The organism is candidate division KSB1 bacterium (assembly GCA_034505495.1).
Classification (GTDB): domain Bacteria; phylum Zhuqueibacterota; class Zhuqueibacteria; order Residuimicrobiales; family Krinioviventaceae; genus Fontimicrobium_A.
On record JAPDQV010000021.1, the window covers coordinates 27,592 to 49,676 of the forward strand.

The window sequence follows — 22,085 nt, forward strand, 5'->3', positions numbered from 1 at the left end:
TTTTTCTGGCAGCCGCTGCCGACGCTTTCCGTCCTGCCAACAATGCCGCGGCCGCTAAAGCCGCGCCGCCGGAGATGCGCGCCCGCGCCTTTGCGCTCAATCGGCCGGCTATAAATCTCGGCTTTGCAATTGGGCCGACGATCGGCGGCATATTGGCCCGCATCGATTACCATTACCTTTTTTATATCGACGGCTTGACCTGCGCACTGGCCGGTCTTTATCTTGCTTTTATGACTCCCTCTTATCCGCCGAAGACTCTAAAGAAATCTCAACTCCTGACCATGCAGTCTGACGGGATTTTGTTCGGCATGTTGGCGCTGCTCTTCTTTATCGGCTTGGTTTTTTTCCAGCTCTTCAGCACTTGGCCGCTGTATCTTAGAAATCAGATCGGCCTGGTGGAAAATCAAATCGGCGTTCTGATGGGTTTAAACGGTCTGGTGATCGCTGTTTGCGAATTACCTCTGGTCCTTTATCTGGAAGGGCTGCGGCCGCTTCCCATTATTGCCTACGGATCGCTGATGATTTGCCTCGGCTTTGCCCTGACGCCGGTTTTTCATTCAATTATCTGGCTGGGGTTTGCCGTTCTACTTTGGACGTTCGGCGAAATGCTGACCATGTCCTTATCCGCCGCTTTCATCGCCAACCGCGCCCCGGACGAGAGGCGCAGCGGCGTCATGGGGCTATACAGCTTTACTTTTGCCCTGGCGATGATCTTTGCCCCCCTGATCGGCGGGCGGATCTATGAAAGGCACGGCAGCACCATTCTCTGGGAAATCATCGGTCTGACCGGCGCCGCCTTGTTTTTCTGCTTTCATTTGCTGCAGTTTTTTCTCAACACGCAGGATAAAAGTCGAGCAGAGAGTCTGGAGCAACTTTAAAGTATCTTTTGCCTCTCCCTATTCCGATTCTGAAAACAGCTTGTACAAAGCCGGCGTTACCAGCAGAGTCAAAGCAGTGGAAACGGTCAAGCCGCCGATGAGAGTCCAGCTCATCGGCGCCCACAGCGTACCGCCCCGCACGGCCAAAGGCAAAAGCCCGCCGATCGTTGTGGCTGTAGTCAAAAAGACGGGCAGGAAACGCGTCTCCCCGGCTTCCTGGAGGGCATCGTCCACCTCTCTCCCCTGCTCGCGCAGTTGATTGGTATAATCCACAAGGATGATCGAATTGTTCACGACAATGCCGACCAGGCTTGTCAAGCCGATAAAGGCGGTGAAGGAAAAGCTGTTCCCGGAAAGAAAGAGCGCCCAAAGCGCGCCGATCAACGAAAGGGGTATGGCGCTGAACACGATAAAGGGTTGCGCGGCGGAACGAAATTCCAGCACCAGAACAGCAAAGATGCATAGAAGCGCCAGGAGAATGGATTGGGTCATGCTGCTGAACGATTCGCCGCGCGATTCCCACTCACCGCCGAGCGAGATCGTATAACCAGGCGGCAATGGAATGCGCTGCAGCTTTTCCCAAATACGGCGCGTTACTCGATCGACTGAAGCGCCGGCAGCCACGTCGGCGCTGAGCGTGTTGACGCGCTTGAGGCCGTAGTGGCGGATTGCCGGAGGCGAACTCTTGAGCTCCAAGGTCGCGACGCTTTTAAGCGGCACAGCTTTGCCGGAAAGCGAAGGGACAAAGATTCGCTCGAGCAGTTCATCAGGCGGCAATTGACTGCCCTGCGGGAGGCGAATGACGATATCGAATGATTCGCCGCGCTCGTTGCGGAAGCGGCCGATCGTCGCACCGGCGATCGCCAATCGAACGGTGCGGTTGATTTCGGCGATCGGCACGCCCAACCTGCCGGCCTGCTCCCGATCAATGCGCAGATAGAGATGCAGACCGTTCCAAGCGAGGGGATTGTTGATATTCAGCACTTCGGGAACCGAGCGGAAAACGTCTTCGACCTGCTGCGAAAGATCTTTGAGCACCTCCATCTCATCACCCGAGATGCGCACCGCCAATGGGGAGTCCACCGGCGGCCCCTGTTCGAACTCTTTAACCTCGATCTTGGCGCCCGGAATTTCCGCCAGCTGTCGGCGCAGATCTTCTAAAAGGGCGTAGAAGGAATGCAGGTCCCACGACTTGAGACGCACAAATATCTGCGCATGCGTACTGTGTTCGCGCTTGGGAAAGACGTTATAATAAATGCGGGGATTTCCATGCCCGATGTTGGCGGCATACAGCAAAACCTGCGGTGTCTTTGCAAGGAGCTTTTCGACCTCTCGGGCAATGCGGTCGGTTTCCTGAAGATTGGTTCCCGGCGGCGTATTGATGTCAATCATAAACTGCGGCTTTTCGGCTTTAGGGAAAAAGCTGATGCCGATCAACGGAAAGAGCGCCAGCGAGGCAATCAGCGCTGCCGCGGCAAAAGCGACGATGCGCTTCGGCCGCTGCAAAGCGCGTTTAAGTGCGCGGCGATAGATCGTTTCCACGAACCGGTCGACCAGTCGATGCAGAGGGAGTTTTTCCTCGCTTTCCGTCTTGAGCAGTCGACTGCATAAAAAAGGCGTAAAGGTAAGCGCCAAAAGCAGCGAGGCACTCAGCGTGCAGATGACAATCAACGGCATGCTGCGGATATAGTCGCCGGTCTTGTCCTTCATGAGCATCATCGGCAGAAAGGCGAGCACAGTGGTGACCGTGGATCCGGCGATGGCCCACCCGACTTGAGCCGTGGCCTCGGCAGGGGCACGCAAACGATCGACACCCAGCCGCAAAAATCGCGCGGCGTTCACCGTTACCACGATCGCATTGTCGACCAGCATGCCGAGTGCGATAATAAGTCCGGCAATGGTCATCTGCTGCAGGCCGTAGCCGTAAAGATCGACCAGCGTAATGCCGATCAACACGGAAAGCGGAATGACCGTCATTACGATCAGCGAAGCGCGCAGGCTGACGCTGAGCGTCATTACCAGGCCGACGAGAAAGAGTCCCTGCAGTAGACTGATGAAAAAGGAATTGAGTCGCGAGGCAACACTGATGGATTGATCGAAAACGGTAACCAGTTCGACGCTCGAAGGCAGCTCTCGGGTGGAAAAATCACGAAGAACTGTTTCGATGCCTTTCCGAACTTTGAAAATGTTCGTTTCCGGCTTTTGCTGCACGGTAATGTAAACTGCACGGCGTCCGTTCACGCGCGCCAGATAAGTAGGATCCTCATCAGCCCAAGAAACATCGGCAATGTCCTGCAAAAGTATGGTTTTTCCACCGGCTGCATGGACCACCGTTCGGCGAATATCGTCATGTCCGGTAAAGGCGCCGGAAAGCTGAATGCTGAACCGTTTGCGACCAATGTCCAGGTAACCGCCGGGAAGGGTTTGATTGGCTGAGGCGACGGCGGCGGTCACGCGACTAAGCGGAAGCTTTTTCGCCGCCAACTCGGCCAAATCTACGGCAATGCGCACCTGCCGACGCGGCAGCGCCCAAATCTCGACCTTGCCGACGCCGGAGACGCGATCCAACCGCTTTTGTAGATCCTCTGCAATTTTCTCTAAGCGATGATAACTCTCCTCGGAAACCAACGCCAGCTGCAGAATGTTGACGTCGGTAATCGTCCACTTGTACAACTCGATCGAAAAAAGGTCCTCGGGCAACTCGTTTCGGATGGCGTTGATCTTTTGCACCACCTGCGCGTATTTTTCCTCAGGATCCACACCGAAGAAAAACTCGACGCTGATCGTACCGATGCCGTCCTCGGCCGCGGCGCTGATTCGTTTAACATCCTGCAGTTCATTGAGAGCGCGCTCAACCGGTTCGACAATGAGCTGCTCGACGTCTGAGGGAGAAGCGCCGGGATAAATGACGATGACGCTGGCGCCCGGCGGTGTAACGGCAGGATCTTCTGCGCGCGGCATGGTCAGGAAGGAAAAAACTCCTGCTACCGCCAGAATGAGAACGATGACCAATGTAAATTGATGATGCTCAATAGCCCAATGCGGCAGGCGCATAATCGAACTCGAATAAAAATCTTTGTAAAAAGATGGGATACTATTGGTCGGTCGATTGTATTACACGAACTTGATCGCCGTCGCGCAGCAGCCCGGCGCCGAGAGTGACGACGCGCTCCACATTTCCGAGGCCGTCGGTTACAACGATTCGATCACCGAAAACCGGCCCCAAGGTGACGGGAATCCTCCGCGCCGCAGCACCCTCGACTGTGAACACGGCACCATGGTCGCCATCTGCCTCAACAACGGCCTCCAGCGGGACAACCGCCGCCTCGCCTTCGTCGGCAGGAAAAAGGATTATTTGCGCCGTCAAGCCGACGGGAAGAGAGGCGATCGGATCTGCCAAAGTTATTTGGATGTCCCACAAACCGGTTTGGGGATCGACCATGGGCGAAATTTGCGTAACGCGACCCTTAGAGCGAATCCCCGGCAGCGCGTCGAAAGAGATTTCGGCCGAGTCGCCGATCCGTATTCGCAGGACGTCACGGTCGGCCAAGGCGGCCTGGACAAGTCGCACGCCGCCGGCGCCGAAGTAAATGACCGGAATGCCCGGGCCGATCAATTCACCGGCCTCGGCCAAGCGTCTCAGTACCTGTCCGCTTTCCGGCGCGCGGATCGTGGAATGAATCAAATTGAATTCGGCAGCCTGCAGCGCTGCGGCGGCGACGTTCAAGGCGGTCTCGGCGTTCTGAAGCTGTTCGCGAGTGGCGCCGCCGCCTTCGTAAAGCGCAGAAGCGCGATGATAATCGCGCTGCGCTTTCTCGTAGGCCTGCCTCGCCTGCCGGACCTGAGCGGCGATCTCGGTCGTATCCAGCTGCGCCAACACATCATTGCGACGAACAGCTCCTTCCTCAGCCAAAAAGAGCAAATAGCCGCCGGTTTTAAAAGACAATCGCATGGTGCGCTCGCAGGCGGTCTGACCGGTGACCCGAATCGGAAGAGAACCGGTTTGGTGCTCCACCTTTGCTACGGCGACGGCAACGATGCGCGCCTCTTCCTTCGATTTTGATTTTAGCTTACATGCCGTAAGCGAGAGGAAAACGATAAAAAAAGCGACACCCAAAGTACGCAAACGCATCCGGACTCCAAAAGAAAGAGCCTGTAAAATGCAGCTCTGTTAAGTTGGCCTTCAGCGAACCTCAAACTTTATCAGCCCGGTTTTACCGAACTGCTGATCCTTGTATTCTTGGATCACAATTTCGCGATCGTTTTTATCAACGGCACGGATTTCAAGATTGACGGCTCCGTAGGGAGTTTCGTATGGAACTCTCGCCTGAATGATCCAGCGTTCTTTTGTCGTGGTCGTGTCTTTTTGCAGCGGAAATGGTTTGTCAATATCATAGGCATACTCGCGCGGGATGATCAATACCTGTTTCAGACTATCGACTCCGGTAAACTCAACCCATGCGGTGACGCTGTCGCCCGGCGCAGCGGCCTCGGGCCGAATCTGATGTACGACGCTGATCTGCGCCGATAAAGCGGTGCAGAAAAACAGAATGAGACCATTAAAGGCCTTCATCGCTGCCTCCATGATAAAGTTAAAATGAACAGAAAGTGTTTTTTTGTTATCACAAAGCAGTAAAACCGCCGACTGACAGTTTAAATCTGGTTTGCCGACAATTCAATCATCTATCATTCAACGCCCCGTTTTCTGCTGATATGGTATCGGCCTTCATAACAGGCGTTGCAAAGCGGAATTTTTGAGCGATTTTTTCGAATGGCGCGACGAAACGCCTGATATTTGTTATTCCGCCAAATAGTCAAAACATCGTCCTCGAATACATTGCCCATAATGTGTTCTGAAAAGCGGTCGTAGCAGCAGGGAACTACAGAACCGTCAGAATTGATCGTCATACTGGTATAAAGCCAATGGCATCTGTTGGGCACCTTGCCTTTTACGTGAAATTTGCCGTCTGATGTTTTGTAATAACGGCTCAAAGAGAGATCAGTGGGCAAATAGGTTTCCGCCATTTGTTGAAAATTGGGGTCATTGGCGCTGATCCCGACGGTTTTCTCGCAGAAAATATCGACATGTAGTTCCTTGGCCAACTTTTGCATTTGCTCACGTTGGTGTTCATTATGCTTCATAACGATATACTGCAGCTCGATTTTGGGAAGCTTGGAATTCAACTCCTGTTTTGCTTGATGCATATAATGAAAGCCGGCAATAATCTTTTCGAAATTGGAGCCCTTGCGGAAAATACGCAAAGTTTCATTGTCGCCGCCGTCCAAAGCAATGATCAGATGCTGCAAGCCGGTTTTGACGATCTCTTTGCAATAGTCGACCGATTTAAAGAACTCGCCGTTGGTGCTGATCTTGACTTCCATGCCGGCCTGAACAGCATAACGGATCATTTCTAAAATGTCCTTATTCATAAAAGGTTCGCCGAAATTCCATAAATAAAGAAAATGGACATGTTCCTTCACCTGATCGATAATGCGGCGAAATTCCTCCAGCGTCATCATGCGGCGGGGACGGTTCATCGTGCCGGCGCCGGTTGGACAGGTAGGGCAGTGCAAATTGCAGGCATTGGTCGGTTCGATCATCATCGAATAAGGCGGCGGTATCAGACTTTCGATGCCCGTAGCCTCGGCCAATTTGGCCTGTATCGCACTGAAATTCCCCCGCATGAATAGAGCGATTGCTTTGGAAAATTTAGCGGCAAGACCCATGAATACCTGCTCCTAATTGTACACGATTTGATCCGGTAGATTCGGTTTTATTCGCAACACCATATCAAGCCGAGTCTAATCCATAAGCTTCTTATCCAAAAGATTAGGCGGAGCGCCCTTATTAAAAGGGCCGGCCGCCTTTTCTAAAAAACTATTACAGCTTTACGCTGAACTGATATGATCCTGAGCCGATTTGTATCAACAATTTTTGCTCTTTTTGCTCAAATCCAGTGACGCCTTTTATATCTCGTAAGCGTTTGCCTTGTTCCGTTACTTGTTCAGGCGCAATTTTCGGCAGAATCACGGTCGCCGTTGTATTCGGCGGCACAATTACTTCCAGCAGCATTTTGCCGTCCTGCAATTTCCAGGAAGAGACGATCTTGCCGTACATCGATTCGTGTTCAGCCTTTGCCCAGGTCAGACCGCCTCCCGAATGCGGCTGAATGATGACATGCTTATAACCCGGCGCCTGTTCATCGATTTCGATACCGGCAACATAGCGGTACAGCCACTCGCCGATGGCGCCGTAGGCGTAATGATTAAAAGAGTTCATGCCGGGGTTTTGAAAACTGCCGTCCGGTTTGATGCCGTCCCAGCGCTCCCAAATCGTTGTAGCGCCCTTGGTAATGGGGTACAGCCATGAAGGATATTCGGTTCGGTTAAGAAGCATAAATGCCTCATCCGCATAACCGTATGCGCTGAGAACATGGCAGATGACCGGCGTCCCCAAAAAGCCCGTCGTAATATGTCGGAAACGATTGACATCATCGGCCAGATGCTTGGCGGCAACGGGCTTCAGCTCATCGGGGAGCAGATTGAAAGCGAGCGCCAGAGCATAAGCAGTCTGGGTATGAGAGACCAGGCGTCCGTTCGGAGTGACGAACTCCTGCTGAAAAACTTTTTTGATGCGCTCGAGCAACTGCGCATATTTGGCTGCATCTTCCGTTTTGCCGAGCACGGCGGCGGTTTTCTGAAGCAGTTCGGTGGAGCGGGCAAAATAAGCCTGGCAAATGAGCGTTTTGTCGGTGGTGGCGCCGGGATAATCGGAGCGGTCCGTGGCGAATGCCAGCCAGTCGCCGAAGGTAAAATCGGTATCCCAAAGCATTTTTTCTCCGGCGCGCGACGCCATGTAATCGACCCACCCCTTCATGCAGTCATATTGTTTTTCGAGAATGCCGATATCGCCAAAGGCCAAATAGACGGTCCAGGGGACGATCACGGCGGCGTCGGCCCAACCGGCGGAGGCGGATTCACCGCGCCGGCCGCGCTTGATGGATAAAACATCGGGAACTACATGCGGAATCTGGCCTTCCGCCTGCTGATCGGCAATGAAATCCTTCAGCCATTTGGTATAAAAAGCGGCGGTGTTGAAATTAAAGCAGGCCGTCGGTGCAAAGACTTGAGCGTCGCCGGTCCAGCCCAGCCTTTCATCACGCTGCGGGCAATCAGTCGGGACGTCGACAAAGTTTCCTTTTTGTCCCCACCGTATATTGTGCTGCAGCTGATTGATCATCTCATTGGAACAGCTGAAATCGCCGGTCGGCTCCATGTCGGAGTGAACCACAACGCCGGTGAGGGCATCGAGCGTCAGCTCGCCGGGCCAGCCCTCTACAGCTGCATAACGGAAACCTTGAAAAGTAAAATGCGGCTCGAAAACCTCGATGCCCTTGCCTTTGAGAGTGTAGCTAATGGTTTGCTTGGCGGAACGGAGATTTTCCGTATAGAAATTTCCTTCTTTGTCGAGCACTTCGGCATGGCGGATGGTCACGGTGGTTCCGGCCGGTCCTTGTACTTTTATCCGCAGATGACCGACCATATTCTGTCCCATATCCACCACGGTCTCTCCTTTTGGGGTTTTGAAAATCTTGACCGGCTTGATCTCTTCGATCGCACGTACCGGCGGGCCGGCAGGAGCGACCAGTCGGGCAGCGGGTGCCTGCATTTCAATGACTCCGCTCCAACTGCGATCGTCATAGCGGGGCAAAGTCCAGCCGTTCTTTTCCAAACGCGCATCGTAAGTTTCGCCGTTATAGATGTCCGACATTAAAATAGGACCGGTGGAAGATTTCCACGTCTCATCCGAGACGATGATCTCGCGGCTGCCGTCGCTGTAAAGCACCTCGAGCTGAAAGAGCAAGGCGAGTCTATCACCATAAGTATTTCGATTACCCTGCCAGCCGATGTTGCCGCGATACCACCCGTCACCCAAAGTGACGCCGACAGCGTTTTCGCCCGCTTTTAGTAAAAAAGTGACGTCGTAAGTCTGGTACTGGATATGATCCTGGTAAGCCGTCCAGCCGGGCGTCAACAGCTCATCGCCGATCTTTTTGCCGTTCAGTTCCGCCTCATAGAGTCCCAAGCTGGTGATGTAGACGCGGGCTGATTGAACTTGTCCCTTGAGCTTGAACTCTTTGCGCAGCAAGTTGGCAGGCGACGAAACCTCGGGATTCTCCTGCAGGTCGGCGCGAATCCATTTTGCCTTCCAGTCGCTCTTTTTGAGCAACCCCATTTCCCAAAAAGCGGGCTCACTCCAGGCGGAAGGAACATTCCTTTCATCCCAAACTCTCACCTGCCAATAGAACCTTTGCCGTGACAGCGGGGCCGGACCGCGATAAACGACGTGGATCGATTGATCGGACGGCGTCTTGCCGGTTTCCCAGATCAAGTGCCTGCCGCTTTCAAGGTGCTCCGGTGACGCGGCGACACGTATCTCGTAAGCTTTTTGGCGGATGTTGCGTCGATCCGGACGATCCGACTGAATCTTCCAACTCAGCCGCGGCTTTTCGACATCGATGCCGATCGGATTCACTTTATATTCGCACCTTAAATCGGTCACCTTAACAGCCGCTCGGAGCGCACTTGCAGATAACAACGCCCCTGCGATTAGGCATATCACCATCATCATTCGCTGCATCATTTTACCTCCATCTCATCATGTCTTTGCAAACGCGAAACGTCTTTCGCAAAATCGCCGCCGATAGAGTCATCGCATTTTTTAGAACCAGATTTTCAATCCGGCATATACCGCAAACTGAGTTAGACCATGTTGAAATTGCACCTGCGTGCTGCCCAGGGATTCTTTTCCGACTTGGCCGAAAAGAAAGTTGAATCCTGCCGCAAAAGCGGTCTCTCTGGTCAGGAAAAGATCGGCGCCTGCCCCAGTCGAAAAAACAGGCGCGTTCAGTTTCACCCGCTCCTCGGCAAGCGGTTCGGCGGAAAATGACGCCATGCCGACGCCCGCATCGAGGTGCACCCAAAGAATCTTTGATACCGGCTGCCAAAAGTATCCTTTGAGCCACCAGACATCGAGTCCTATCTTTGACTTGCGAATCTGCTGCAGACCCGTACCGCCGACCCATAAGATCCCCGTATAATTGGCCGTTGCTCCGCGATGCTCATAGGCTGCGCCGATACCGTACTTGCTCTGCAAAAGCATCATTCCTTCCGCTTTAAAGGCAGTACCGGTCCGCATGGTCTCTTTCCAATTCTGCCAATTTGGAGCGGAGAACGGTTGGCGAACAGAGCGAAGATAAAAGGCGGGGCCGGCATCGACCGAAAAGGCGCCCTTATATTTGATCTTCGGCGGCGTTTTGGATGCCTTTACGATCGCGGGATTTCTCCAAACGACGCGGCCGGCGGCGTCCTGCATTTGGCTTATCGATCCAAGAGGAATAATTTGCGGCGGGGGGTCGAAAAAAGGGCTGCTGCGTTGGGGATCGAAAAGAATACCGGTGCGCTGGACCTTTACGATCCGCCCGCGGAGAACCCGCCCATCCTTCAAAACGACGGCTGCGACTTTGCTCTTTAAGCGCGCTCCGGCATCCGTTTGTGTTTGTGCCGCCTGCGGTCTTGCGACTCCGATAAGCAAAATCGCTCCTACCGCCGACGTTATTATCAGCTGCTTGATCATTTCGCCTCGTCTTCGATTACGATATGTCGGACAGGAAGGTCTCCTTCGCTTATCCGGTAGAAAGGCTTGCCGTTTTGGACGCCGACCTGCCCGAAGCCGCCTGCGGCGGCAAAGAAACTGACAAAATCCCGCTTGGTCGAGCGAAAATATAAAGTCTTGTTTACAGCGTCATAACGAACCCCGCTGCAGGCGTACAGCAAACCGTAACTCGAGAGAGCTCGACCGTACCAATGACCGCATTCATATTCATTAAAGGGATTGCGTACTCTCCCATCGTAACGCTGCCGACACGTGCGGACGATCTGCAGCCCTTCGGCGATCATGCCTTCGGCAATCAGATGTGCGGCGACTTGATACTCGATGCCGGTCCACACCTCATTGCTGTAGACGAACGGTAAAGTCGGCTCGCCGCCTTTCGGCCAGGTACAAAGCACCAATCCGCCTTCCTTTCCCAAAGCATATGTGGGACGCTGCGGATTGACATGATCGCTGAGGTCAGGCTTGAAATTATATCGAAAGACCGATTTGAGATGGCTTTTGACCTTGTTTTGATCGATGATCTCGCCCAGGCCGGCCATAAGAGCGATTTGACAGCCGAGAACTCCGTCCGAGAGGCAGCCGACGCCGTACTGATACTTGGGGCCTTCTTTTTGTAACAGATCCAAAGCTTCGGGAGAGTAATCGACCGTCCAAGTTTCTTTAGCCATTTCAACGGGACTCTTGGCCTGAAGGCCCTGCCAAACCACTTTTTGGAAGAAATACTCACCGTTGAAAAGCTCGGATTCCAAGACTTTGCGACCGCGTTGATAGAGTCGCTCATACTCGCGAAAGCTTTCGCCGAGAGCCTGCGCCATCAGGGTTGCCGCCCGCAGGGCGCCGAGATAAAAAGTCGTGCCGAGCGGTTCCGGTCCCCAGAACTCGATGTCGTAGGTATTGTGATGCGGCTCTTCGATGACGCCGCGCCGGCGGGGATCCCAGGTGCGGATGCAGTACTCGAGGGAGGTGCGCACCTGCGGCCACAGCTTGCGCAGCCAGTCAATATCGCCGCTGATGCGCCATTCGCGGTAAACCTTTATGATGCCGCCGAGCTGACCGTCGGCGGCGGCATAGAAATTATGCTCCGGCGTCGAGATCGGAAGGTTGGCGCGGAAGGTCTGGTGACCCTCGTTGTTTTGGCTGACGAAAAATTCCGTTTCGCGCAGCGTACGCTCCAAATTCGGGAAAAGATGCGCGATTGCCTGGGCGTAATTCCACACGTGCGTACAGGACCCGTAACAGCAGCCGCCGAGGTCATGACAGCCTTCCCACGCCCACAGACGGCCGTCGAATTGACGCAGCACCGTCGGCGATTTGAGGATGGTCAAGTTGGCGGCGACGGCTTCCAATACCTCCGCCGGTAAAGTAGAACCGTAAAAGGCGTCGCGAAAAAGAGCACTGCGTCGGCGCAGCTCGGAATAATTGTCGCGCCAAAACTCGGCAACTTGGGCGACCGAATAGAAGCGCGAAGCATACCACGGACGATAAGCAGGACTCTCCGTATCACGCCCCTGCGATCCGGCGCGCAGGTCTGAAAAGGGAACATACCAGGCGGCCAACAGCCGGATCGTTTTGCTTTCGTTCGGCACCAAACTGAAGGGCACATACAGGGAAGCGCCCGGCGCCGAACCGTCGATCGGCGGCTGTTCGCGCGTTTCGCCGCGCATCACCGTCTTCCAGGTGATGGTGAGCGGATCGAACCAGCCGCCGCGGAACCAGCAGTGGTCAATGACGGCACGATCATCTTGGACAAACACGACGAAATCGCCCTGCGCATGGGGTTTGCCTTCCAATGCGTCCTGATGAAGAATGAAACCGTTCGCAAACGGCAATATGGCGTCGCCGGGCTCAAACGTTCCGCCCCACTCGCTGGGGATGGGGATGCGCATCAGATTTCGGCTGTGAAAGGAGAAAACAGCTTCGATCGTCCGGCTCGAGGTATTGCGGAAGGTGTATTCCAATGCCGCAACCGGCAGGCTGCTGTTATCTTCGTCGGAAGGAATAAAAGGGCTCCAGCCGCAAACGGTCACCTGCAAGGGCAGGTCATTGTCGTGAAGAGAGATTTCGGCAAAGGGGAAGCGGGCGAGAAATTCCGCCTCCGCAAAACGCGGCAGCCCATAAGGTGCGTTGCCGCCGCCGTTGCCGGCATTGGGTCGTCCAAAAACTTTCCAGTCCGGCACCGGCCCTTCCAATACCTTGGCGCCGTTCGGAATCCCTTTCACGCAGACGGCGGCAAAGGTAAAAGGCTCATTAAAGATATCCGGATGATGCCGCAGCGATACATGCGAGATCGCGCCGGTCCCCTCGAGGGCAATCATGCCGGCGCCGATGCCGCCGAGCGGAAAAGCGATGCGGTTCAAATATTCACCGCAATAGCCTCCATTGAATTCATGCGCCTGCGCAGAACATGCAAGCCAAATGACCAGGAAAACGCATGACAGACGTTTCATGGTGCTGTCCTCCGGCAGCCTTAGCGCTGCCCGTAATATGCGTTAGGTCCATGTTTGCGTTGATAATGTTTTTGAATCAGCTTTTCCTTCAGCCGCAGGACGGCGGGGTTGATCTGTTCGGTCAACAGCGCCATCTGGGCCAACTGTTCGAGAATGACGGCGTGATACACGGCCTTTTCCGGCGTCGGGCCCCAAGTAAACGGGCCGTGCCCGGCCACCAGCACCATCGGGACTTCGTCCGGTGAAAGGTTTTGAAAGGCGCGCACGATCTGCAGGCCGGTTTCTTCCTCATAATCGCGCTCGATGGCGTCGTCCGACATGATCTCGGTCACCGGAATATCGACATGCAGATGGTCGGCATGCGTCGTTCCGTAGACCGGAATTGCGCGACAAGCCTGCGCCCACGCTACGGCGTAAAGGCTGTGCGTATGCACCACGCCGCCGATGTTTGGAAAGTGACGATAGAGCACCAGGTGCGTCTTGGTGTCGGAAGAAGGTTTGAGCCGTCCTTCGACGACGCGGCCGTCGAAATCGACGATCACAATATCTTCAGGCTTTAAATCCTCGTACATGACACCGCTCGGCTTGATGGCAATCACGCCCGCCTGCCGATCGACGGCGCTCACATTGCCGAAATTATAGATCACCACGCCGGCACGCGGTAGTTCCATATTCGCTTCATAAATGCGGTGTTTAAGCGTTTCGTAAGCCATAGTGACCTCTATAAATTTCTTTTCCAAAAATCCAGCATGAGCAGATAGAGATGTTTGCGCCCTTCTTGATCGTAAATGCCGTGTTTGCGCATGGGATAAATCATCATCTCGAACACCTTGCCCGCTTTGATCAGCTCCTCGGCAAAGGCCCAGGTATTTTGAATGTGAACATTATCATCGTAAGTGCCGTGAATGAGCAGCAGGCGGCCGTGCAGATTTTTGGCTGCGGCAACCAAAGAGGTTTCGGCGTAACCTTCAGGATTGTCCTCCGGACGTTTCATGATCAATTCAGTAAATTTGGTGTCGTAAAAATGCCAATCGGTAACCGGAGCGCGCGAAATACCGGCTTTGAACAACTCGGTGCGGGTCATGGCCAGCAGGGTATACGTTCCGCCGCCGCTGGCGCCGTATATGCCCAACCTCTGAGGATCGACAAAAGGCCATGAACAGACCTCGCTCACTGCATCCGATAAATCGTCCAGCTCCACTTGCCCCATCACGCGGCCGTTGAGCGATTTGACGACCTTTTTACCGATATAAGCCGAAGCACGATTGTCAATCGACATGACCAAGTAACCGGCGTCGAGCAGCATCTGATAGAAATAAATGCCGCGATTCCACTGATCGACCACGGTCGGCGCCGAAGGGCCACCGTACACATAAAAAATGACCGGATATTTCTTTCGCGGATCGAAATCCTTCGGTTTGTAAATCATTGCCGGCAGCGGAAAGCCGTCGCGCGCGCGCAAGGTTAAAAATTCGGGAAAGCAAAGGTCGAGGGAATCGACCAGTTCTGGCCGCGCCGGAGCAATCGTCGCGAGTAGTCGATTGTCGCGCCGCAGCGTAAGGCTGGGAAGAGAGGATGCGGAAGAAAAGCGATCAAAGTAGTAACGTCCGCTTCGACTGAAGCGCGGCTGGTGAGTACCGGCTTCAGGTGTCATCCGTTCGATCCGCCCGCCGTTTAAACGCGCTCGGTAGAGCTGTCGCTCGACCGAGCGATCCTTGTTCGACAAAAAGTAAACCCAGCCGGCTTTTTCATCGACGGCCAAAACCGGCTGCTCGCCGGAGGCATACATGCCGAAGGGCAGCACCGACCATTCGCCTGCGGTAATCTGGCGGATCAGTCGGCCGACGAAGTCGTAGAGATAGAGGTGGGCAAAGCCGCTCCGTTCCGAAGTCCAAATAAAGCGTCGGCCGTCGGATAGAAAGAACGGCGGGTAGTGATCGATCCAATCCTCGTCGGTTTCGCGCAGAATTCTCCGCGCTGCGCCGGTGCCGCGGTCGACGAGAAAGAGGTCGAGCCGGCGCTGGGCGCGATCGAGCGTCAGCAACGCCAACGAGCGGCTGTGCGGCAACCATTCGACGTTGACGATGTACTCGAACTCGTCGGGCAGATCGGCCCAGACAACTCCTTCGCGGTCCATTTCGATAATGCCCAAACGGACGGACGGGTTCTGCTGACCGGCTTTAGGATAGTATTGCGTCAAAACGCGCGGTTGCGCCGGTTGAAAATCGACAAAAGTCATGACGCTGACCGCCGACTGATCGCTCTGCAGGAAGGCCAGGCTGCGCGAATCCGGCGACCACCAATAGAGGTTATCGCGGTGATCAAAGATTTCTTCCCAATAGACCCAGGAGGGCTCGCCGTTGAGCAGCGTTTCCGAGCCGTCAAAGGTACGACGCCGCACAGCGCCGCTTTGGGTATCGACCGTGTAAAGGTCATGTTCGCGAATAAATGCGACGGTCGCACCGTCCGGTGAGAGCAAAGGCGCGCCTTCTTCGCCTTCGTCATCCGTTAGTCGCTTAAAGGTTGCCGATTCAAGTTCGAGCACAAAGAGGTCGTTCCGGAACTGATAAAGGGCGCGGCGGCCGGCCCGATCGAAGGCAATCGGCCAGGAAAGCTTTTTCGGGGCATCCTCGCCCAATAAGGAATAAAGAGAGCTCATTGCCTGGCGAGCATCGAGCAACGGTGACCTGCGACCGGTCTTCGGATCGAGGCGCTCGAAGGTGCGTTCCTCTTCCGGCAGGCGGGAATCGTAATAGATCGCCCATTCTCCATCGGTCCATTCGTATTCGGCCGTCGCCTCAATCCGATTCGGTTCGCCGCTTACCAGCCAATCGACGGTGATGCGGCCAGCCTCCGCATGGCCCATCGCTGCTGCAAACAAAAGAACCGTAAGAAAGCCGAATTTGACCTTCATTCCTGCAACCGCATTACTTTATCTGTTTAATTCGCAATAAAAGAGCTGCCGCAAGCTTGTCTCATAAGGGGGAATCTGTTGCTGCTCATGGAGCTGTTTTTTTCGGCACTGGAGTCCATGGCCTCTACGCAAACTCTAAAAACGCCGGCCGGCAAAGAACGCATCTCTCACCGGCCGTCGGGTTTTGTGATCATCTCAAGCCGACAGCCGCTTTCTCTGCCTAAAACAGGGGCTTGCAGTTTTTCACGGCTGACGTTTAATCTATAGACCTTGCCGAACTTGCTTTTTATTTGAATTCATGCTCTATAAAATCAGCCAGCTTGCTGTATTTTTGGTAGAGGATTTCATAGAGCTTGGCGTTTTCCGGATTCGGTTCATAGACTTTTTCGAAACCGCTGCCCATGGCCTTTTGCGCCGCCTGCATGGTCGGATAGAGGCCGGCAGCCGTCGCCGCGGCCATGGCCGAGCCGAGTGCGCATGCCTGCTCAGAAGCCGCTACTTTGATCGGCATATTGAGCACGTCGGCGGTTACCTGCATGACGAACGGCGATTTTTTAGGAATACCGCCGATGGCAATGACCTGACGGATCGGCACGCCTTCCTCAGCGAAGCGATCAACGATCTTTTTGGCGCCGAAGGCGGTCGCCTCGACCAGAGCGCGAAAGATGCGCGGCGCATCGGAACCGAGATTAAGGCCGGTGATCGCGCCTTTGAGCGCCTGATTGGCAAAGGGAGTCCGCCTGCCGTTGAGCCAGTCGAGCGCGACAATGCCGTCCGGATCGATCGGCAGCATGGCCGCCTCTTCCGAAAGCGCCGGTATGATCGTGTCGGCAATTTCATCGATCATTTTTTGCCGATTGAATTCGCTGAGCTGCGGCATCGTATTGATCAAGTGCTCCACCGGCCAAAGAAGAAGATCGCGGAACCAGGCGTAAACATCGCCGAAAGCCGACTGACCGGCTTCCATGCCGAGCAAACCCGGCAGGATGGAGCCGTCGACTTGGCCGCAGATGCCGGCTACCAAATGCTCTCCTTCTTTCGGCATCTCGGTAACGATCATGTCGCAGGTCGATGTGCCCATCACCTTGACCAGCGTGTGCGGCTCGATCTGCGCACCGACGCCGCCGAAATGGGCGTCGAACGAGCCGACGCCGACAATGACGTCGGTCGACAAACCGAGTCGCTCCGCCCATTCGGGACACAGTTTGCCTGCCGGAACGTCGCCGGTGTAGGTTTCCTGATAGAGGCGATCGCGCAGTCCGGCCAAAAGCGGATCGAGTGTCGTCAAAAATTCTTCGGGAGGCAGGCCGTTCCACGAGGCATGCCACATCGCCTTATGTCCCGCCGCAGTACGGCTCCGCTTCAGTTTGAGCGGGTCAGTCATGCCGGTCAAGAGAGCCGGAATCCAATCGCAGTGCTCAACCCAGGAAAAGGCTGCCTTGCGCACCGCTTCATCCTCGCGCAGCACGTGCAGAATCTTGGACCAAAACCATTCGGATGAATAGACGCCGCCCGAATAGCGGGTATAGTCCTCGCCGCCCCATGTTTTCGCCTTGCGGTTGATCTCTTCGGCTTCAGCCACGGCCGTGTGGTCTTTCCATAAAATGAACATGGCGTTGGGGTTCTCTTCAAAACCGGGCGTCAGCGCCAAGGGCGTACCCTGTCGATCTACTGCGCAGGGCGTAGAGCCGGTAGTATCCACGGAAATGCCGCGAATCTTTTCCGCCGTTCCGGCCGGCGCCTTGGCCAAAGCGCCGCGCACCGAGGCCTCCAAACCCTCGATATAGTCCAGCGGATGCTGGCGGAATTGATTCTTGGCCGGATTACAATAACGTCCTTCCTTCCAACGGGGATAGTAAAAGACTTCCGAGGCAATCTCGGTTCCGTCCGCCGCATCGACGATCAGCGTGCGGACTGAATCGGTGCCGTAATCGATGCCGATGACATAATGTTCGTGCTTGTTCATAATCCTCTCCCTCTTATCAGCGGCAATTCTTATTCTCTGAAAAATCTATGAACCGTAACATGATGATAGACATCGCCGGGCGCAAGGATGGGCGAAGGGAAGTTGGGATGATTGACGGCGTCGGGATAGTACTCAGTCTCCAAACAGAGCGCATCGTGTTTGCCGAACACGCCGCCGCTGCCGACGATGCCGTCGAGAAAATTGCCGGTGTAGAGCTGCACGGCCGGCTTGGTGGTGAACAGCTCGAATCCGCGGCCGCTCTTGGGATCGAACAGTCGCGCGATAAAGACAGGCTTTGTCTCATCGGGCGCATCGGCCAGATAACAGTGATCGTACCCGCCGACAGCCTCGATCTCCTTGCCCACCGGCTTGGGATTCCGAAAGTCCATCGGTCCGACGGCCTCGCAGATTTCGCCGGTCGGGATCAAATCGGCGTCCGTTTTGAGATAGCGGCTGCAGGCCAACTGCAAAATGTGATCATAAATCTTGCCGGAACCGGCGCCCGCAAGGTTCCAGTAGGCGTGATTGGTGAGGTTGACCGGCGTCGGCGCGTCGGTTTCGGCTTTATAATTGATCGTCAGCTCATTTTCTTCGTTGAGGCTGTAAACTACGGTTACTTCAAGATTGCCGGGGTAGCCTTCCTCACCGGCCGCTGAAAGATAGCGCAGCCGTACGCCGCAGCTGTCATCAGATTCGAACGGATCGGCCTGCCAGAGCTTTTTGTCGAACCCTTCGAATCCGCCGTGCAGGTGATGACGCCCGTGATTGAGTGAAAGCTGATATTCGATGCCGTCGAGGACAAAGCGGCCGTGGGCGATGCGGTTGGCAAAACGTCCGGTAATACAGCCGAAATAGGGATGACCCTTGAGATAGCTCTCCAAGTTGTCAAAACCAAGGCAGACGTTTGCCGCAATGCCGCGGCGATCGGGCAACCTGACTTCGGTAATGATGCCTCCGTAGGTGATGACGCGAATCAGCGTGCCCTTTGAATTGGTGAGCGTAAAGCGTTTGACTGATTGATTATTTACTTGACCGAACTCGTCGATTTGCAGCGGCATAGACTTTTCCTTTCCTGATTGAGATGCTGCGAAAAATGCAAATTTTTTTGCTTAAAATCTAACAGTTTTTCAAACGGTGGGGAAACCAGAGCCGGCTTTATCAGCCGGTTAATGCTTTACACAGCGGAATCCGATCGTCGCCGCTCGGTCGATGCCGGGATAGGTAATAAAATATTTTACATGCGAATCGACCCGCTGCTCTCCGCCCGCGATTTCTCCATAGGCTGCGCCCGGGAAATACCACCAGGAGCTGCTCATCACCCAATCCCGACATCCGCCGCGCAGCGTCACAAATCGGTTAAAGCCGTCGAACCGTTCGCTCTCGTTCCATTCAAAAACTTGATTGATGACAAACTTTTCCTTCAAAGCCTCCGCCGCCGCTTGCCATTCCCATTCCGTCGGCAATTGCAGGCCGGCCCATTCGGCAAAAGCCCGCGCATCATGAAGATCGACGTAAACCACCGGCTCATCGTAAAGTTCAGGAGGACACGAACTGCCTCGCCAGTGGTATAAAAAATTCTCCGAGAAACGCGGTCGATAACCTGTCGCCTGGAGAAACAATTCGAACTGCCGGTTGGTGACCACCTTGGGCATAATGGCAAAATCAGCAAGCGTCTCTCGGCGGCGATGAGCCACCCACTGAGCGCCGTCCCGGTTTTCGATCGTCAAATCGTGATTGTTGCGCGCCTCCGGATCGGGATAGCACTGACCTTCCCGTAGAAGGTGTGAACAGGAAAACTCCCGCAACCCACCCTTTACAAAAAGCAGATCCGTTGAAAGCGAGGGGGCAGAATTCAAGCGATAAGGATGGGTCAGCGGCTCTTTGAGGGATAATTCCTGCGCATATTCGTCAGGCTCCGGCAGCGGAGCGGCGGCCTCCAGTTGCAGCTGCGCCAAAAGACGATGCAGTTCTTCATCCTCCCTATCGGTCTGCAAAAGGCAGCCGAAATCGGTGACCTGCACCTCGACATACAAGCTGTCGTTCCTAGAAAAGGGCTTTAGCGGCCTGCCGTTCCACAAATCAAAATACAATGCCGTCGGATTCGAGACGGGGAAGCGTACAAGCGACTCTGAGTTCAAGGTATCGGCGAAATGGGTGATAAGGCATTGGTCTTGGCCCCATTGGCTCGCGAGCACACTCGGATTTTGGGTCGGCAGAAAAGGTTTCCAGTTGCTTTGATCATAGAGTTCAGCAGAATGTTGCCATACGGCGTTCATCCGGCGCAGGGCTTTGCGGTCTTTGGCGCTCCAGAAATTCATGGTACCGAAAATGTTTTCCCAAACCTGAACGCCTTGACCGTTCAGCCAGGCATGCGCCAGGATGCGCTTTTTATCTTTGAGCATGCGTTTGATAAAATGCTGCTTGTGCTGCGGCATCAGCCATTTGATCAGCGAGAGATCCGAGTAATGATAGGGCATGATCTCTTGTCCCCAAGAGCAGGTCAAAGCGTCCGGCCCGAACAGATCCTTGAGGTCCGGCAGGATTTCCGCAGAGAAAGCCACGGTTTTCCCTAATAAAGCGGCCTCATCGCGCAGAGAACGTTCAACCTCGAAAACCGAGATCGAGCCTTTCGAACTGCGCCAAGTATCGAGAAAAACGCCGTCGGCGCCGCTTTGTTGTACGATCTTGGCCAATTCGATGAAATCTTGATCCTTGGATCGACGCGTATCGAGGTCCCAGGGATTGTAGGTCAGAAACACCCGCACGCCGTTGCGATGAAAATCGCTCACCACTTGCGCCAAGCCGTCTCGACCGCCGGGCAGATTCGTCAGCATGTCGAATTGATTGCGCGCATCGATGCCGAGGTTCGGATAACTGTGCCATAGAATGACGGACTGAATACCGCCGAATTCGCGCCGCATGCGTTCACAGTAATCGTCCACTCGAAAGACGCCGCGTTTGCCGTCGAAAAAGCTCTGATCCCAAAGGAAAACAAAGCCCATGACAAAGTTCTTCTTGAACCAGTCGAGTTCGAGAGGAACACGCCATCCGAAAGCCGCCTGCTTTTCGAGATAGTCCTCTATGCGCTCTAAAAGTGCTTTTCGTCCAAGACTTGATCCGACCTTCAATCGTACATCTTTCAGCTCCAGGATGGCCGCCTGAGAAACGGGTTGTTCCACACGAAGCACCGGCGCAATGGAAAAGCGCTCCTGCGGGAAATCAGGGACGCTAACCTTAACCGCATAGGCCTGCCAATCTGAAGCTTGCGGGACCACCGCTGCGGTGCAGTTCTGAAGTTTTTTGCGGACTATATAGCTTTTCTCTTCGCCTTTATTTTTCAAATCAAAGTCAACTGAAACCCGGAAAGACGATGAGGGTGATCGCGCCTTGAACGAGATTTCCATCTTTTCTCCCGGTTGCAGCTGCAGTTGATAAGCGAACAAGTCGAAATGAACCTTGGCCTCTTGCGCCGGGAATCGGCACAAAACAGGAGGGCCATCGCAGGGTGATTTTCGAATCCGTTCACGAAAAGCCGTAATGCTCCCATACCATTCCTCCCACTCATCGATGGTAGGAATTTTAATAAAGGAATCGTTATGCTCGACGTTTTCGACGTATTCCCAACTCAGATTGGCGCCTGAAATGCCGATCGTCCATTGTGAATAAGGAAAGCTGATCGTTTCTCTTGATTGGTCGAGACTAAAGCACGGAAAAGCAACGAACCACAGAGGAAAAAGAATTTTTTTCATCGCATTTCGCTTTCTGCAGGTAAAAACTTGCTTATCTCAAACGTTTTTAAACGCTGACAGAATCTTTGACCACTCGTGGTTTACAAACCCCAATGTCAGCGGACCATGTTTCTTTTCAGCAGCTGCATCCGGCAGGCTTGAAAGCCGTCTTTTGAAACTGCAAAATCAAGGTAATATCGCATCGAAGAAAATTCAAGTCGAATTTCAACTTTTGCCGCGGCGGGGACTTTTAAAGCAGCGCAAAAAATGACGCTTCAAACGGCACACTGTTCCACAACGTCTGATTTTCAGCGCCGACGAGTATGGCGCAAAAAATCCGATTTTGCTCTTTTCAACGGCCTCTTTTAAAGCTTGCAGAACATTTGTTCAATTTTTCTGAGGAGTCTCATTCAATTGCCACAAAGTGACAGGATCGAATCTTGTATAGATGACAGCTTCCTGCACCGACTGCTGCA

General features: G+C 54.2%; 13 protein-coding genes. 1 reads left to right on the top strand and 12 read right to left on the bottom strand.

All coding sequences use genetic code 11. From position 1 onward, the window contains the following. On the top strand, positions 1–878 hold an 878-nt coding region (locus ONB24_09605), incomplete at its 5' end, for an MFS transporter (protein MDZ7316364.1). A gap of 18 nt (positions 879–896) precedes the next feature. Here ONB24_09605 and ONB24_09610 read toward each other — a convergent pair. The 12 genes from ONB24_09610 to ONB24_09665 form a co-directional block, all read right to left on the bottom strand. Then, on the bottom strand, positions 897–3,932 hold the full coding sequence (locus ONB24_09610) for an efflux RND transporter permease subunit (protein MDZ7316365.1): 3,036 nt from the start codon (positions 3,930–3,932) through the stop codon (positions 897–899). A gap of 40 nt (positions 3,933–3,972) precedes the next feature. Next, entirely contained in the window at positions 3,973–5,010 is a 1,038-nt protein-coding gene (locus ONB24_09615; protein MDZ7316366.1) for an efflux RND transporter periplasmic adaptor subunit, read from the bottom strand. Between the two features lie 51 nt (positions 5,011–5,061). After that, positions 5,062–5,451, bottom strand: a complete 390-nt coding sequence (locus ONB24_09620; GenBank protein ID MDZ7316367.1) for a hypothetical protein — start codon at positions 5,449–5,451, stop codon at positions 5,062–5,064. Positions 5,452–5,564: 113 nt separating this feature from the next. Beyond that, a complete protein-coding gene (locus ONB24_09625) occupies positions 5,565–6,605 on the bottom strand; it encodes a radical SAM protein (GenBank protein ID MDZ7316368.1) in 1,041 nt (346 codons plus the stop codon). A gap of 154 nt (positions 6,606–6,759) precedes the next feature. Beyond that, the gene (locus ONB24_09630; protein ID MDZ7316369.1) at positions 6,760–9,522 is read right to left on the bottom strand and encodes a glycoside hydrolase family 78 protein; all 2,763 of its coding nucleotides are present in this window, start codon (positions 9,520–9,522) and stop codon (positions 6,760–6,762) included. Between the two features lie 78 nt (positions 9,523–9,600). After that, positions 9,601–10,515, bottom strand: coding sequence for a hypothetical protein (locus tag ONB24_09635; protein MDZ7316370.1), 915 nt, complete (start codon positions 10,513–10,515; stop codon positions 9,601–9,603). Then, complete coding sequence (locus tag ONB24_09640) at positions 10,512–13,001, bottom strand: non-lysosomal glucosylceramidase (GenBank protein ID MDZ7316371.1); 2,490 nt, start codon at positions 12,999–13,001, stop codon at positions 10,512–10,514. Before ONB24_09640 ends, ONB24_09635 begins: the two co-directional genes overlap by 4 nt. Positions 13,002–13,021: 20 nt before the next feature. After that, positions 13,022–13,714 carry an L-ribulose-5-phosphate 4-epimerase gene (locus ONB24_09645; GenBank protein MDZ7316372.1) on the bottom strand — a complete coding sequence of 231 codons (693 nt, stop codon included), beginning with the start codon at positions 13,712–13,714 and terminating at the stop codon, positions 13,022–13,024. A gap of 8 nt (positions 13,715–13,722) precedes the next feature. Next, complete coding sequence (locus tag ONB24_09650) at positions 13,723–15,915, bottom strand: S9 family peptidase (GenBank protein MDZ7316373.1); 2,193 nt, start codon at positions 15,913–15,915, stop codon at positions 13,723–13,725. A gap of 286 nt (positions 15,916–16,201) precedes the next feature. Then, positions 16,202–17,881 carry a ribulokinase gene (locus tag ONB24_09655; protein ID MDZ7316374.1) on the bottom strand — a complete coding sequence of 560 codons (1,680 nt, stop codon included), beginning with the start codon at positions 17,879–17,881 and terminating at the stop codon, positions 16,202–16,204. A 29-nt stretch (positions 17,882–17,910) separates the two neighbouring features. Continuing rightward, positions 17,911–18,939 carry a galactose mutarotase gene (locus ONB24_09660; protein MDZ7316375.1) on the bottom strand — a complete coding sequence of 343 codons (1,029 nt, stop codon included), beginning with the start codon at positions 18,937–18,939 and terminating at the stop codon, positions 17,911–17,913. Between the two features lie 108 nt (positions 18,940–19,047). Further along, a complete protein-coding gene (locus ONB24_09665) occupies positions 19,048–21,630 on the bottom strand; it encodes a formylglycine-generating enzyme family protein (protein ID MDZ7316376.1) in 2,583 nt (860 codons plus the stop codon). Positions 21,631–22,085 lie beyond the last annotated feature (455 nt).

Excerpts from the sequence above, each read along its gene's own strand:
- ONB24_09615 (MDZ7316366.1), bottom strand. The coding sequence starts at position 5,010 with ATGCGTTTGCGTACTTTGGGTGTCGCTTTTTTTATCGTTTTCCTCTCG.
- ONB24_09665 (MDZ7316376.1), bottom strand. The coding sequence starts at position 21,630 with ATGAAAAAAATTCTTTTTCCTCTGTGGTTCGTTGCTTTTCCGTGCTTT.
- ONB24_09650 (MDZ7316373.1), bottom strand. The coding sequence starts at position 15,915 with ATGAAGGTCAAATTCGGCTTTCTTACGGTTCTTTTGTTTGCAGCAGCG.
- ONB24_09635 (MDZ7316370.1), bottom strand. The coding sequence starts at position 10,515 with ATGATCAAGCAGCTGATAATAACGTCGGCGGTAGGAGCGATTTTGCTT.
- ONB24_09620 (MDZ7316367.1), bottom strand. The coding sequence starts at position 5,451 with ATGAAGGCCTTTAATGGTCTCATTCTGTTTTTCTGCACCGCTTTATCG.
- ONB24_09660 (MDZ7316375.1), bottom strand. The coding sequence starts at position 18,939 with ATGCCGCTGCAAATCGACGAGTTCGGTCAAGTAAATAATCAATCAGTC.
- ONB24_09630 (MDZ7316369.1), bottom strand. The coding sequence starts at position 9,522 with ATGATGCAGCGAATGATGATGGTGATATGCCTAATCGCAGGGGCGTTG.
- ONB24_09655 (MDZ7316374.1), bottom strand. The coding sequence starts at position 17,881 with ATGAACAAGCACGAACATTATGTCATCGGCATCGATTACGGCACCGAT.
- ONB24_09645 (MDZ7316372.1), bottom strand. The coding sequence starts at position 13,714 with ATGGCTTACGAAACGCTTAAACACCGCATTTATGAAGCGAATATGGAA.
- ONB24_09625 (MDZ7316368.1), bottom strand. The coding sequence starts at position 6,605 with ATGGGTCTTGCCGCTAAATTTTCCAAAGCAATCGCTCTATTCATGCGG.
- ONB24_09640 (MDZ7316371.1), bottom strand. The coding sequence starts at position 13,001 with ATGAAACGTCTGTCATGCGTTTTCCTGGTCATTTGGCTTGCATGTTCT.
- ONB24_09610 (MDZ7316365.1), bottom strand. The coding sequence starts at position 3,932 with ATGCGCCTGCCGCATTGGGCTATTGAGCATCATCAATTTACATTGGTC.